Origin of the sequence: Mucilaginibacter sp. (assembly GCF_036383575.1) — a bacterium.
Classification (GTDB): Bacteria; Bacteroidota; Bacteroidia; order Sphingobacteriales; family Sphingobacteriaceae; genus Mucilaginibacter.
Window position 1 is genome coordinate 1 of sequence record NZ_DASVOB010000387.1, and the last position, 15,454, is coordinate 15,454.

The following is a 15,454-nucleotide window of genomic DNA, read 5'->3' on the forward strand; positions in this document are numbered from 1 at the left end:
GTTTGCAGGTACCTGGTGTTTGAATATTGGGCAGGCAGATCGGGCATTTTAATACCCTGAAGACCTACCGATAAAAGCACATCTTTTACAAATTTGCCGCCGTTTTTAAGCACGCTGCCGGTAACGTCTCCGTTGTATGACGATTGGGTTGAATAAGCGGCTGCTTGCCCGTAAAGGGGGCTGTATGCCTGGGTATATAAACCGCTTACTTTGATCCTGTCGGCATAGCTGTAATCAACCGAAGCGTTAGTATTTACGTTACGGACAATCGCAGTATCCCCCATGTTTTTTTGGGTAAGCGAACTGGGATAGGCGTTAGATGCGGAATTTGGAAATAAAGCGTAGAAGTTGTTAATAGTAGCTTGGGTTGAAGGGGTGGTAGGTAAGTATATTGGCGTGCTTGTTTTGGTTGTAGCATTGTAGCCATACAAGGTATTATAAGCCGGGCTGCTAACGGTTAAACTGGCCGCCCCTGCGCCAACCCCAACATTAACAGCGTGTTTGCCAAAAACTTTTGAATAAGTAAGGGCCGAGCGCACGTTCCAGTCGTCGTTAACCGAGCGGCCTGGTTTGTATATGTTACCATATGGAACATAAAAGTTTACACCATTGCTGGTTAACTGCCCGTAGGTATCCACAAACTGCCTTGCATAGCTCGATTCGGCATTGTACAGCTGATCGTTATCGGTGTTTCTGTGCGAGTAGATAATAGATGAGACCCAGTTAACGCCCGGTAGTAAATTCCAATTCATGTTGAAGTTGGATTGCCTGTTTATCGTGTTCGATGTGTTTTTGTTAAGACGCGCATCTTCCAAAACGTTAACACCATAGTTTTTATACCCGCGCGATTGGATCAGCTGGTTGCCCGCTGCCGATAATGCTGTATTGTCATAAACATAATTTCCTTGCCCATCCAACAGCATCTGGTATGGCTCAATGCCTGTATTTGTTGGACTGAAAGAATATCCCGTTCTGCTTTTTGTATCCGAATAGTTGATGAGCCAGCGGATATGTAGTTTATCCTTCAGTAAATTGAACGAGTTGTTGAGGCTGAAACCGTAAGAGGTGTTTTTGCTGTTCAAATCGTTTGTTTGCCCGTCGGTGTAGTTACCAATCGCTGTAAATTTATAAGCCTGGCTACCGCCGCTAACGGTTAAACTATGCGTTTGATTAAAAAGGTTTTGCTGAAGTAAGTTTAACTGGGCATCGTTGTTTAACCGCGCTAACGAATCCCACTGAGCGTTAAATTGCTCTGTGGTAATTACATTTCGTTTTCTTTGGCTAAGAAGTTGCTTGGCTGGTGTTAATCCAAACTCTGTGACACCGTAACTGGTACCGCCAACTGAATCAACATCTTTTAAATAATTCAGGTAGGTGCGGGAATCGGCAAGCCTAAGGCGCTCCCTGTTAAATTTAGCGGCCTTGGCGTAGTAAAAGCTGGCTGTATAATTAAATTGCAAATTACCTGCTTTTGCCGCTTTTGATTTGATGATAATTGCTCCTCCAGCTGCACGTGGCCCCCATTTAATTAACTCTTTAGGATCTTTGATAACCTCGATAGATTCGACATTGGTCATGGGGTAGTTGGCCGGGAACCCATCTTGCGGAAAACCGTCAATAACCACCAGCATGTTTGATATATTGGCCCCGCCAAAATTATTGGCGCCTCTAATTTCGGGCACTAAAGCGCTGCTTATGGTGATTGTTGTATTGATGTGGTAAAAGTCGCTTATGGATTTAGGTACATTGCTTCCTTTCAGCAACTGATCAATTATATTTTGCCCCTGTGTACGGCCGAAGTAATTTAAAAACTCATCCACAGTAAAGCGCTTAAACTGACCGTAAGGCAGTCCATATAATCTGTAAACAAATGCATCAATACTTGTTATGGTTTTGGTGCTTGTACTTACTATCTGTAAGCTTAATCCTGGAATGGTACCTTGTAATATTTGCGACAGGTTCATGTACTGCCTGTTTTCGAGGTTTACAAATTTTGTAGGGTTGGCTTTTACTTTATCCCATTCAATGTTCACTTCGGCAAGTTGAATGGCTTTTTTGCTACCCTTGTCCATTTTAATTTCGAGGTTGTTGGTAGTTGAGTTTTCGATGAGTATTTCAATGGTCTGAAACCCCATATAGGAAACTATTAGCTTATTACCAACGGTAACCGGTATTTTAAATGAACCATCGGCATCCGTTACGCTTTGTTTGTCGGCGCTGCTTATGCCCGCTCCAACCATCGGCATCCCAGTTTTTTCATCAGTTACTCGTCCCTTTAATAGGAAGGTGCTATCAGTTAGTTGTTTTGCGTAAAAGTTTTCGTCATAACTCTCGGTGTTAGTTTGTTGTTTGGGTGGTGCTTTGTCAATTATAATTCGTTGATCAACCTGTTTATAAGTTAAAGCTGTGCCCGTTAATAGCTTGGTAAGTAATGAGCTTAAAGTGATTTTTGAGTTTTTAAGATTAAGTGAGCGCACATTGGCTACATCCTCGTTACGGTACAAAAAGGTGAACGAGGTTTGTTTTTCAATTTTATGGATAGCATCGGTAAGGGTTTCGTTTTTCAGTTCGATGCTTACCTGCACCTTGTCAATTTGCTGTGCGCTTACTAAAGTAGCGGCCAGTAAATTTGAAAGAATAGTTGTTGAAAAAAACAGCAGTAAACTTATGCGCATAAAAAATTTGGGGTAACTGTGCAGTACGCATTTAGCAATATATTCCCTGTATTTTGCAGCTAATGCAAAAAATGTCATATTTTTGTTCGGTTAAGTGTTAATACTTTGAATGGGTTATGGCACAAACCAGGTAATATCATCCCGATATTATCCAGGGGCAGCGACGGTTTTCATACTTCCAATATGAATTTCGTTGCTGTTTCTATTTTAAGAGGGTTGCTTTTGTTCTATATCATTGAATTTAATGGGGATTAGAATAAATTAATAGGGTATAAAAACTTAAAACTTACAGATGATCCTCCGGCTCCTTTTCTCCACTTATTTAGAGGCAGTGTTTAATTTGAAGCTACCGCTGTAATGGTAAATTCGCTATTATCGGTATTGGCCGAAAATGTAGCCTGGTTAAAATCACATACCGTTTTTAGGAAAGGGATGAGGCTTTCATCTTTACGAATAGAGATGGTGAATTTTTTTGATTTAAGGTCTTCACTTTCTATATTGATCTTCACCTTATAGCGGCTTTCAAGTTCGTTGCAGATGGCTTCAAATGTGATATCGTTAAGTAACATATCCTGCTTTACCCACTGCATCTCGTGCTCGGTTTTTGTAGTAGCGAAACTTGATACATCCGTTTTGCTATTATAAGTCACTTTTTTATCGGGCAGCAAATCGCCTATCGACTTTTTATCGGTAGAAACATTTACCTTACCCCTGATCACCCGCACACTGATCTCGTCAGATCCCGGCTCGGCCGAGACATCAAAAGCTGTACCTAATACCGTTGTTTTAACTTTTCCCGACCTAACGATAAATGGCAGCTTATCATCGTGTTTAATATCAAAAAAGGCCCTGCCTGTTAATGATACCTCGCGGGTTTTCATGTTTTTTGATGTCCAGTTATAAGTGAGTTTTCCGCCTTTATATACTATTACCCTGCTACCATCCGGCAGTTGGATCATGTTATTTTGATCTGCCGATATATTGCGGCTCAGGCTTTGTGTATTGTTATCCTGCATACCCGGTGCAGGGCGGTGCATTAAAAATAAAATTGAAAAGGCTAAGAAAAGTGCGATTGAAGCAGCAATTGAAATATGCTTCCAGGTAATCAGGCGTTTAACCGGCGTACTTAATATATTGCCTCTAAGTTTAGCCCAGATCTTTTCTTCCGCTATTTGATAATCCCGCTCTGTTAGCTCATTTTCATCCTCTTCATTATATTGAAGATACCATTCATCCAGTACCGATTTTTCTTCGTTGGTTATGGTGCCATCTTTAAGCTTATCGAACAAAATCTTAGCGTCTTTTTGTTGCATAATTCAAAACTTAATATTGATTTATAACAAGAAGACAGATAACTTAACATTGAGGGGGATAGGAAAACGAAAAAAAATGATCTTATATGTTTTTTAGTAAAAATATAAGATGGAAAATGGCTAAAAGCCGGGGTCGGAGAAATTTTAAGGCTTTTTTTATTTGATCTTTTACGGTTTCTTCAGAGATTTTTAACTCTTCGGCGATTTCTTTGTAGGACAGGTGCCTTTTTCTGCTCATTTCAAACACAAGGCGCATTCTGGGTGGTAGTGTTTGAATCTCTTTATCAATAAGCGCAGCAAATTCCTTTTCCCTAACCAAAGTGTCGGTCAATTCATAAGGCTGATCAAGAAAATGCTGCAAGGAATCGATATATTTTGCCTGGATGTCTTTATGAGCGATGATATTGTAAAACCTGTTGCGAACAGATGAGTAAAGGTAGCCGGCAAGGTTATTTACAATTTGAAGTTCAGCCCGCTTAAGCCACAGGGTAGCAAATACGTCTTGTACCAAGTCTTGCGCTTCTTCTTTGTTTTTAAGTTTTTTATAAGCATGACCGTAAAGGACCCGGTTATAACGGCGAAAAATTTCTTCGTAAGCTGTCGAATCTCCATTTTCCAGGAGCGTCACCAAATCCCGGTCAACGTAATCCTTGTAATCTCGCATTTAAAAACCGAATCTAAAAAAAATAATGCGATGTTAAAATTATTTTAATCTGCTAATGGATATAACATTTATTAACGTTTTATCTTAGACTTCCTTTATTTGCTTGCAAATACGTAAAGTAATGTTGAAAGTTGAATACTTAAAATTTGTATTTTTAGCTAAATGTAAATAATGGAATCGTCTAAAGGCCCTTTTGATTTTGACAACGAAGGTTGGAAAATAGATGAACGGAAATTGGTAACTCCAGAAAGGGGGGAGCCATATCATTATGTTTATGATAAACTATTTGTAAGTTCTGACGAAAAGTATGCTTGCCTTTTTTACACCATAAACGAGTATAGAATGGGTGCGCAAGCCGGATTGATTGGTGTTTTCGCAAATAAGAATAATGCAATCCTTATCGCCAATCCCGAAAATCAATGGTTCGATTATCAAGGAAAAGACAGTGTTTGGTTTTTTAATAACAAAATGTTTGTAAGGAAACTTGCTTATCACAATGATGAAAATCTTTCTGGAACGCCTTTCGTGATTTTTTACTTAGATGAAAAAAAGTTTGGCTTTGTAGATTTTGACTGGAGTTCAATTTATTATTCACCTATTAAGATTTCGGATACAGTTTTTAAATTTCATCTCGACTCGCCCAACGAATTAAAAAATTTAACCCCAAACAGGAATGGAGAAGAATTTGACATTTCGACCATTAAATATCATTCATTTGAAAAACTGAATAACATAATGGCAATTTATTTTCACGAAAAATCCTTATAAAATCGTTATTCCATAAGCAAAAAGCCAAACATACGTTCAATAATTTGTGGAGCCGGCGGCTATCGGGATAGCGATTAATGAGGCGATGATCACAAGTTTTAGGACATCCTTTGATAACATCACTACCACGTTCCCGGTGGTAGCACCCAGAACTTTGCGTATGCCGATTTCTTTGGTTCGGCGTTCTGCAGTATGCATGGCCAAGCCAAACAAGCCCATGCATGCTACAATTACTAATAACAGGGTAAATGCGCTGAATACTTTGCCCATAGTTTGATCTGTTTTGTACAGTTCGTCGTATTGCTGGTCGAGGAAATTATAATCAAAAGGATATTCGGGTAAAAAGGTCTTCCACACGGATTGAATTTTCGCGATGACTTTTGCATAGTCGCCCGGTCGTAGTCTGACAGCGACATCAGAAGCACTGGTTAGATAATTACCGGATTTGGTATAGAACAGCGCCCATGGAGTGATTCGATCTTGTAAGGAGCGCGCGTTAAAATCCTTTGCGATGCCGATCACTTTAAAGGGTTTGTTGTCGCCGCCGGGATATACAATGTGTTTACCAATTGGTTTTTTTCATCCGGCCAATTTTGTAGCCGACGCATTCAATGTCATCGATGCTGAATCATTAAAGGCTTTCGAAAAGTTCCGACCTGCGATGATGTTCAGCTTTAGCGTGGCCACCAAAGCCTCATCCACCATAAAGGATGACAGATCTAATCTTTTTTCGGACTAACCCGTATTTTCTTCATCCGTCTCGGGCTTATACTCAAGTCTGCTCATTAATTACATTCTGTTATTGATGGAAAATCGAATCAAAAGTTAAAAGAGAATTTCCATTAAGTTAATTGCATTCTAAAAATAATGATTAAATGGGTATTATTATGAAATGGTTTCCTCTTTAGTTGTTATGTGTCTATAAATACATTCTGTTAATAAGCTTGTTATGTGTGTGTTTGATTATTTTAAAAAATACTTGCAATAATAATATATATAATTATATATTTGAAATGTCGATTAACTATTGATTAAAATAGCCATTTAAAACAACCAATTTATTACTCTCAAATATTAATTGGGAACCTAAATCTTATTATGAAAAACAACCTTTCGCAGGTAATAACCTGTCATGTCTGTGAATTTGATATTCCTGTCATTAGTGATAGTCGAATTGAGGAATTTGAAAGCTGCCGCTGTCCCCGTTTATTGACCATTATTATCCGCTGCATCTCTTATGCAAAACCGTAATTCTGTTAAGGTAATAAGCCTTTTAATAAAACAATTGCGTATTGGAGTCACCCGTAGCAGCATTATTAGTGAATTGCAAAAACACCCGGATGCTTCCAGCCTACTTGCTATCAGTGAGGCATTGACCTATTGGAATATTCCCAATGAAGCTTATCGGGTTAGTGTCGAAGAATTAATTGACGCGGAGATACCTTTGCCTTTAATAGCTTGTTTTGCGAAAGGGGAATTTGTTTTAGTAAACCAAAAGAATGAAAGCCAAATTACCATATCGAACGACCACTGGAATAACCATTCATTTAGTATAGAGGAATTTAAAAGTCGTTATCAGGGATCTATATTAGCGTTTCAAAAAGATGACTCATCAGGTGAGCGTGATTATTTTGACAAACGCAGGGAAGAGATCATCGAGACCCTACGCGTGCCGTTTGTTGTATCTGGGCTAACCATCCTTGTTATTACTTATTTGCTTTTGAATCAATCTTATCTACAAACTTTAAATTTGCTTATCGGCTTCTTAACTTTTTTTAAAGCTGTTGGCTTAATAACTTCCTTATTACTACTTATACAAAGCATCGATTCAAATAATCCCCTGATACAAAAATTTTGCGGGGGCGATGACAGTAAAAATTGCAATGCCATATTATCGTCAAAGGCAGCAAAACTAACCGAAGGACTGAGTTGGAGCGAAATTGGTTTCTTTTACTATGCAGGTACGTTGATTGCTTTGCTGTTTAACGCCGAAAACGCCCGCCTAATAGAAATATTGGGAATTCTAAATTTATTAAGCTTACCCTACACTTTTTATTCCATTTTTTATCAATGGCGGGTAGCAAAGCAATGGTGTATTTTCTGTTGCACGGTCCAGGCTCTATTGTGGCTGGAGTTTGCGGCTTTTGTGCCTTATTTATCCAGTGGAGTTCAGTATCCTGATTTACATACAATGGGCAATTTGTTTATCGGAATGCTTGTGCCAATCCTTTTATGGGTGTTCGTAAAGCCTTATTTAATTGATGCGATGCAATTACAAATGCTTCAGCCAGAGCTGTATAGGTATAAATATAACAAAGAATTATTCAAAAGTATGCTGCACCGGGAGAATGAATATGCTTTGCCAACCGAGGAAAATACCATCGTGATGGGTAACAAAGAAGCTACCAACGTGATTACGTTGGTTTCCAACCCTTTTTGCATTCATTGTACAAAAACACATATGCTTTTGGAAAATTTGCTTGATTTAAGAGATGATATAAAACTTCAGTTGGTTTTTGTTAATAGGCTATATCAAAAAGAAATAGACAAAAATGTTATCAGCCACTTTATGGCATTAAAATTAGAAAATAACGAAATCAGGCTTAAAGAAGCAATAAGTAACTGGTATAAACAGAAGACGAAAAAATATGAACTATGGAAGGAGAAATATCCAGCTATGGAAACTGCGATTGACCCTAAGGCACTTTCAGCGCAAAAAGAGTGGTGCAATATGGTTGAAATTACAAGTACACCAACGCTGTTTATTAACGGCCGCAGATTGCCTTCTGCTTACCAGGCAGAAGATATTAAATATGTTTTGTAAAACGATATAAAGAATTTGTTTCGCGAACAAAAAAGTTGCCTGCCTTGGCAAAACAGGATAAGGAGAGCCACAACCCGAAAATAGAGGCATTAATTAAAAAAAACAGATTTTTATGAAAAAGTTAGAACTGAAGTTTGGAGACATTAAAGAGATGCTCACCAAAGATCAAATGAAAATGATTAGCGGGGGCTCATGTACATGGTATTGGAGTAGTGCCCCCGGTTGTGTAGGGGCGGTGGGAGTTCACACGAGTATTACAAGTGGTACTCAATCTGGCGCAGACAACAATTGCAATACGAACGACTGTTGTAATGATGTTGATTGTGTATAAGGCATAAGTAAACAACCATGATAATTAAAATCATGGTTGTTTTTATCCGTGAATCTTTTTGGTAAAAAAAATGAACTTTAAACACCTCTCACTGCTATTCTTAACAATCGTAATACCCGTTATTACTTATGCTCAAAAGCTACCCGGCATCCAACAAAGTAGCCTGCGCGCTCCCTCGAATATAAAAATTGATGGGAAACCTACGGAATGGAACAATAAATTCCAGGCTTATAACCATGCTACAGACATTTTTTATACGATGGCGAATGATGATGATAACCTGTATTTGATTATACAGGCAACGGAACATACCAATATCAATAAAATATTAGGGGGCGGTATCGTTCTGACAATTAATCCATCTAATCAAAAAAATATCAAAAATGCCATTAGCATAACTTATCCTTTACCAGATATGCACAACCGGGTATGGGTTAATTTAAAATACCAGCCAGGTTCACAGACGGAAGCCGATTCTATTATGAACGTAAAAAATACAGATTACGCAAATGTATCTAAGCTCATCAAGGTAACCGGGATAAAAAGCCTGGACAGCCTTATTTCGGTATATAATCATGATGGCATAAAAGCAGCCGGAGCTTTTAATAACAAATTGTTTTTTACTTATGAGTTATCTATCAGTTTAAAACAAATGGGGCTGGATGCAATTGCATCGGAAAAATTTTCTTATAATATTAAATTACCGGGCGTAGATATGGCTGCTGTATACAACGCAGCCGGGCAAGCTACAACGTTAGCCGGGGGAGTATATGTTGTTCCTATTGGGCCCTTGCCTGGGGTTAGCGACGAATACGTCAAAAACAATCAGCCTTCGTTTCCTTATAAAGTCCGTATAGAATCTTTTACTTCCACCACAGATTTTTGGGGTGAATATACTTTAGCAAAAAAGTAAAATGGATAAATAATGAATTTTAAACTGATGTTGTTTGTTATGGTGCCTGGCATTACTCATAGCAATGCTTAAAGCCTCACCCAACGCTCAAAAAACAGTCCGCACGAACGTGCCAATATGCAGATTAAAGGCAAAACGAATTCAGAGCATTTATGCCTGAGATTTTTTTGGCAAATATGCCTTGGAAAAAACTAATAAAATAAACCAGGTCAATTGAAATTTACCTTTTACAAACAGCAAGATAATTTAGATTGTGGCCCAACGTGTTTGCGGATGGTTGCCAAGTATTATAATCGCAATTATTCTATTCAAAAATTAAGGGCTTTGTGTTTTACGGGCAGAGGCGGTACAACTTTATGGAACATTAGTGACGCGGCGGAAAAAATAGGCTTACGCTCATTAGGAGTAAGGGTAACTATTGAACAGCTTAAGCAGGTACAATTACCTTGTATTTTGCATTGGCGCCAAAATCATTATGTTATACTTTATAAAATAGGAGGTACGGCCTATCACGTCGCCGATCCGGCAAAAGGGTTGGTTATACTAACGGAAGAAGAATTTAAAGAAAACTGGTTTTCGCACAAAGAGCTTTATGATGGAATTTCACTTTTATTGGGGCCAATGCCTGCGTTTTACGAACTGGAAGAAGATAGAGGAAATGAGGTAAAATGGAGCGCCATCCTCCGTTACTATTATCAATATAAACAACTATTTTTTCAGTTGATTATAGGATTGGGCATTGGTACATTATTACAGCTGGTTACCCCGTTTTTTACACAAGCCCTGGTTGATACAGGTATCAATACCCGCAACCTCAACTTTGTTTATTTGATTTTGATAGCTCAGCTGATGTTTTTTTTGGCAGTATGAGTATCAATTTCATCAGATCATGGATCCTGCTCCATATAAGCGTACGTATCAATGTTTCTATTTTAACAGATTTTTTGGTAAAACTCATGAAGTTGCCAATCAGTTATTTTGAAACAAAAACTACCGGCGATGTTCTGCAGCGGATGAATGATCAGCAAAAGATAGAAAACTTTTTAACAGGCACCGCATTAACCACTTTGTTTTCAATGCTTAACCTGGTTGTTTTTACCATTGTATTGATTTATTATAATACCCTGATTTTTTTAATTTCTCTTGGCAGTACCATGCTCTATATTTTATGGATAATTCTGTTTTTAAAACGCAGGCGTGATCTTAACTACCGGCAGTTCGGTATCGCTTCAAATAATCAAAGTAATATTATAGAACTTGTAAATGGTATACAGGAGATTAAATTGAATAATTGTGAAAAACAAAAACGATGGAACTGGGAAAATATACAGGCGAGCCTTTACAAATTTAAGATAAAAAATCTTGCCCTAAGCCAGATGCAGCAAACCGGATCGGCATTCATAAATCAAGGGAAAAACATACTGATAACATTTATAAGCGTAAAGGCTGTTATTGACGGTAATATCACTTTAGGCGGCATGATGGCTATACAATACATTGTTGGTCAGGTAAGTAACCCTATTGAGCAGATGATTGGTTTTATACAGGCGTACCAGGATGCCAGAATTAGCCTGGAACGATTAAATGAAATACACCAGCTAAAAGACGAAGAGCCGGCCGATTATACTTTTATCAATGAATTGCCCGCCGACAAAAGCCTTAATATTAAAGACCTTACTTTCAGATATCCGGGAGCCGATGCCAATCCGGCTCTGGAAAATATAAATTTAAACATTCCGCAAGGCAAAACTACGGCAATAGTGGGGATGAGCGGTAGTGGTAAAACCACATTGCTAAAATTACTCCTCCGTTTTTATCTGCCCGAAACCGGAAAAATAAAAGTCGGAAAAATACACTTAACCAGCTTGAGCTATAAGATTTGGCGGAGCAGCTGCGGCACAGTAATGCAGGACGGATTTGTTTTTGCAGACACTATAGCCAATAATATAGCGGTTGGAGATGATTTTCCGGATTTGGACAAATTAAATGAGGCCATTGAAACAGCCAACTTGGGTGATTTTGTAAGCGACCTGCCTTTTGGTCTCTACACTAAGATTGGAGCAGGCGGACATGGAATAAGTCAAGGCCAAAAACAACGTCTGCTTATCGCCCGTGCTGTTTATAAAAATCCCGCTTATTTATTTTTTGACGAAGCGACTAATGCATTGGACGCGAACAATGAAAAAATAATAATGGACAACCTCAACCGGTTTACCAACGGAAAAACCGTGGTAGTGGTTGCGCATCGCTTAAGCACTGTGAGAAATGCTGATAACATTATTGTTATGGATAAGGGGAAAATTATTGAACAGGGCACCCATCGCCAGCTAACCGAAATGAGGGGCGAGTATTTCAACCTGGTAAAAAATCAACTTGAATTAGGCATGTAATTATATGGCAAAGGAATTAATAAATCAAGGAGAGTCGGTACACACTGAACAAATGCAGGATATTATCGGTACTCCGCCAGTGTGGTTGTATAGGTGGGGGATAAGCCTGGTGTTAGCCATTGGTGTAATATGTGTTTTCATTTCATCAACTGTAAGCTATCCCGAAGCAATTCAAACACAAATAAAAATACATTCGGTAAACTCACCATATGGCTTGTCAATAAAAGATTCGGCGACATTGATCAAGATATTGGTACAAAATAATAGTTCCATAAAGAAAGACGACTATCTGGCAGTTTTCGAAACCTCCACTGGCAAAAAGAGCATTAAATCACCGATAAATGGGAAGTTAATTTACGCGGGGGTGATACATGAAAATGAGCAATTGCACCCTAATCAAAATGTATTTTTTATAGTTGGTGAGAATAGAGGGTTTTATGGAGAAATGATTGTTCGGCAAAATGATATTTATAAGGTTAAATCTGGACAAACAGTATTGGTTAAACTTAGAAATTCTGTTGATGACCAACGTACGTTGGACGGTGTAATAAGATATGTTACCAATGATCAACTCAAAACAGGAGAATATGTTGCAGAAGTGGATTTTTATAACCATAACAATGAAAGCGGATATTTATTATTGAGAAATGGGATGTTAGCCGATGCAGAAATTATAACAGCCAAGGCTACATTATTTCACCGTTTGATTAAAAGCTTAACTATAGGGTTAAAATGAAATATATTTTTTTAACCCTTTTTTTAATGATAGCGACAAATTTAAAGGCGCAACAAATTCCCGATAACAGATCACTGACGTTATCCGCAAGGGAGTTTCGCCAGGTTAGTGGGATTGTGCAGGACAGTTCCGGAGCGCCGGTTGCCCGGGCCACCGTCATACTAAAATCTGCAAAAGATTCGCTCATGACAACCTCCGATAAAGACGGGATTTTTATTTTCGAAAACGTAAGGGAGGCTACATTTTTACTTACCGTATCCGAAATAGGATTTACAACCAAAGTAAGCCGGTATTTAAACAATGATGAGGCAAAAAAAATTGTACTGGCCCCAATTACGCTCAAAGATCAATATTATAAGCTTAAGCAAGTCAACATTAACGGAGCGCCCACGGTTGTTTATAAAACGGATACTGTTCAATACAGGGCCAGCGATTATAAAGTACCCGCTTACGCTACCGTGGATCAGTTACTGAGGAAAATGGAGGGGATGGAAGTTGGAGCAGATGGTACACTGGTACATCAGGGCCAACAAGTGACAAAAGCCAAGCTTAACGGTAAAGTATTTGGAGGGGGCAACGTAGCACAGGCCATCCAGAATTTACCGGCTTCCATCGTAGATAAAATTCAGATAGTTGATGATTATGGAGATCAGGCTGCGCGTACAGGGATTAAAGAGGGCGCCCCTTCAAAAACATTGAACATCACCACCAGGGCCGATAAGTCAATTGGTACCATTGCCCGGATAGTATCGCAAGAAGGAAATAACGGCCGATACAATGAACAACTCTCGGTTCAGAATATAAATGCTAACCGGGTAATAAACTTCATTGGCAATATAGGCAGCACTGTAAATGGTGTCGCCTCAACATCGCCAACAAGTTCGGTGATATCCACTCCCGGAACAACTCAATCCGGATCACCCACCTTTAGTTATACCGACGACTGGAGCAGTAAAATAGTGGCCACCGGTAGTTACGTTTATAATTTTAATAATACAAACTCAATAAACAATACTTATGGATTTGCAAATTCAAGCAATGGGGCAAGTAATTTTAGTAACAATAGCACGGTTGAAAACTCAAGTAGGGGCAATGCTGTAAAATTTCAACTGGAGAATAATATTGATAAATCCAATTATCTCCAAATCAACGCAACATTCAGTGATATTAATTCCTCGGTAACCACCAGTGCCCTAACAAGTAATTTAAATTATTTTACTACTGGATTTGAGCACCCTGTGGTAAACCTCAAAGCAATTAATTCTACTACTGGCTATGGTTATGGTTTAACCGCACTACTTGTACATACATTTAAAAAACCTAAACGAAATTTTTCTGTACAAATTGGTTTTACCCAATCAAATAACCGGATAAAGGGTGATAAAAGCACTGAGTACCGTTATTACCTTGATACAACGCAGAACACGTTGGTAAAGGATTCCCTGTCGCATTTAATCATTAACAAGACCAGCAACAGCAAAGTCTATCGTTCCGTTATTACTTACGTTGAGCCGTTAACCGTGAGGGCGCAACTTGAATTTACCGGGCAAATAAGAAACTCTGTTTATGACAATAAAGCTATATCGGATACGGTGTTGGCGAGTGGTCAGTTACAAGAACTCACCCGGTTAGAGAATACTTATCATTTTTCGTTTACAGAAACAAGGGCTACGGTTGATTACCGGTATAATGGTCAAAAGAGTAATTTATCACTGGGCGCAACATTTGTACCAACAGCGCTATCAGGCACCCAGGTAGACAATAATACTACCAATAATGTTTCTACCTCCCGGTTGGATTTTAGGGTCATACCCGTGTTCAGATATTCCTATTCCTGGTCAAATTCCGAGAGATTTCAAATAGCGTATTCAGGTGTCAATACCGAGCCAGAGTTTCAACAAATACAACCTTTTACAGACAGATCTGATCCAAATAATATTATTATAGGTAACCCTCACCTTAAACCTACCTTTACCCATAGCGTTACCGCCAGTTACAACAAATATTTTCCTAATGATAAGTTTAATATTTCTTTCAATGTAAGCGGAAGATTATATGATAATCAGGTGGCTACCAATATAGTGCAGGTAACATCACCAATCTCGGCTGCATTAAATAAAACCATCAATGAAATTAATTATGTTAATATAAGCGGCGACAAGGCAATAACAGGTGGGTATTCAATTTCAAAACAATTAAATGATCGTAACTATAATCTTGCCTTAAACGGAAGTATTACCTACGGCTATTCCAATGCGGTAAGCAATAGCATATCGTACCACACATCCGAATGGGATTTCAATGAAAGGTTTGGCCCAGGCATAAGTTTAAATGACAATAAGTTTATAATAAGCCCTTATATAGGCTACGAAGTCAACAGATCATTCACCAATACATTAAATGCAACATCAAACACCATTCAAACCATCAAATTAGCTGTCGACGGTCAGATATATTTACCGCGAAATTTCCAGTTACATTACAATGCTATCAAGAATTACATCTCGGGCTTTACAAATTATAAACAGAACCCGCTGGTGATTAATGCCGGTTTGGAAAAGCGATTTTCAATGTGGACACAGAGTTTAGCCCTCACCTTTGATGTATTCGATTTATTACATCAGAACAACTTTTTACAGCAATCGGTTACACCGCAATCTACAACTTACACGCAATCAAATACTTTAAGTCGATATTTTTTGGTGGGGTTAAAATTAAACCTGCAAAAATGGGGAGGTACGCCGACGCATAACGGTCAGCCCCTGAAACGCCGGGGAGATGGGAGCTTTATTCATTAATTGGGCTTAATAATGGCTTAGAACATTTACACAATTAAAATT

The 15,454-nt window shown here is 38.5% G+C and carries 12 protein-coding genes; 8 read left to right on the forward strand and 4 right to left on the reverse strand.

Translation table 11 applies throughout. The features are described 5' to 3' along the window. From VF500_RS13495 to VF500_RS13505, 3 genes are all read right to left on the reverse strand, one after another. On the reverse strand, nt 1–2,753 hold a 2,753-nt coding region (locus tag VF500_RS13495), incomplete at its 3' end, for a carboxypeptidase-like regulatory domain-containing protein (protein ID WP_330860171.1). A gap of 257 nt (nt 2,754–3,010) precedes the next feature. Continuing rightward, nucleotides 3,011–3,988, reverse strand: a complete 978-nt coding sequence (locus tag VF500_RS13500) for a FecR family protein (RefSeq protein ID WP_330860172.1) — start codon at nt 3,986–3,988, stop codon at nt 3,011–3,013. An 82-nt stretch (nt 3,989–4,070) separates the two neighbouring features. Further along, complete coding sequence (locus VF500_RS13505) at nt 4,071–4,652, reverse strand: RNA polymerase sigma-70 factor (RefSeq protein WP_330860173.1); 582 nt, start codon at nt 4,650–4,652, stop codon at nt 4,071–4,073. Between the two features lie 171 nt (nt 4,653–4,823). Between VF500_RS13505 and VF500_RS13510 the strand changes: the two genes are divergently transcribed. Beyond that, nucleotides 4,824–5,420: a hypothetical protein gene (locus tag VF500_RS13510; RefSeq protein ID WP_330860174.1), complete on the forward strand. Its 597-nt coding sequence runs from the start codon at nt 4,824–4,826 to the stop codon at nt 5,418–5,420. Between the two features lie 36 nt (nt 5,421–5,456). On the opposite strand, the gene VF500_RS13515 is transcribed toward VF500_RS13510, so the two are convergent. Continuing rightward, nucleotides 5,457–5,777, reverse strand: coding sequence for an ABC transporter permease (locus VF500_RS13515; RefSeq protein WP_330860175.1), 321 nt, complete (start codon nt 5,775–5,777; stop codon nt 5,457–5,459). A gap of 154 nt (nt 5,778–5,931) precedes the next feature. On the opposite strand from VF500_RS13515, the gene VF500_RS13520 reads away from it, so the two are divergent. From VF500_RS13520 to VF500_RS13550, 7 genes are all read left to right on the forward strand, one after another. Then, nucleotides 5,932–6,159, forward strand: a complete 228-nt coding sequence (locus tag VF500_RS13520; RefSeq protein ID WP_330860176.1) for a hypothetical protein — start codon at nt 5,932–5,934, stop codon at nt 6,157–6,159. 498 nt (nt 6,160–6,657) lie between these two features. Beyond that, the gene (locus VF500_RS13525; RefSeq protein ID WP_330860177.1) at nt 6,658–8,244 is read left to right on the forward strand and encodes a vitamin K epoxide reductase family protein; all 1,587 of its coding nucleotides are present in this window, start codon (nt 6,658–6,660) and stop codon (nt 8,242–8,244) included. A 401-nt stretch (nt 8,245–8,645) separates the two neighbouring features. Further along, nucleotides 8,646–9,488: a hypothetical protein gene (locus VF500_RS13530; protein WP_330860178.1), complete on the forward strand. Its 843-nt coding sequence runs from the start codon at nt 8,646–8,648 to the stop codon at nt 9,486–9,488. Between the two features lie 273 nt (nt 9,489–9,761). After that, on the forward strand, nt 9,762–10,358 hold the full coding sequence (locus VF500_RS13535) for a cysteine peptidase family C39 domain-containing protein (RefSeq protein WP_330860179.1): 597 nt from the start codon (nt 9,762–9,764) through the stop codon (nt 10,356–10,358). Next, entirely contained in the window at nt 10,355–11,878 is a 1,524-nt protein-coding gene (locus VF500_RS13540; protein WP_330860180.1) for a peptidase domain-containing ABC transporter, read from the forward strand. Before VF500_RS13535 ends, VF500_RS13540 begins: the two co-directional genes overlap by 4 nt. 4 nt (nt 11,879–11,882) lie before the next feature. Beyond that, nucleotides 11,883–12,614 (forward strand): hypothetical protein, encoded by a 732-nt coding sequence (locus VF500_RS13545; RefSeq protein ID WP_330860181.1) that lies wholly within the window; start codon nt 11,883–11,885, stop codon nt 12,612–12,614. Nucleotides 12,615–12,640: 26 nt separating this feature from the next. Beyond that, entirely contained in the window at nt 12,641–15,412 is a 2,772-nt protein-coding gene (locus tag VF500_RS13550) for a TonB-dependent receptor (protein WP_330860182.1), read from the forward strand. The last annotated feature ends 42 nt before the right edge of the window (nt 15,413–15,454 follow it).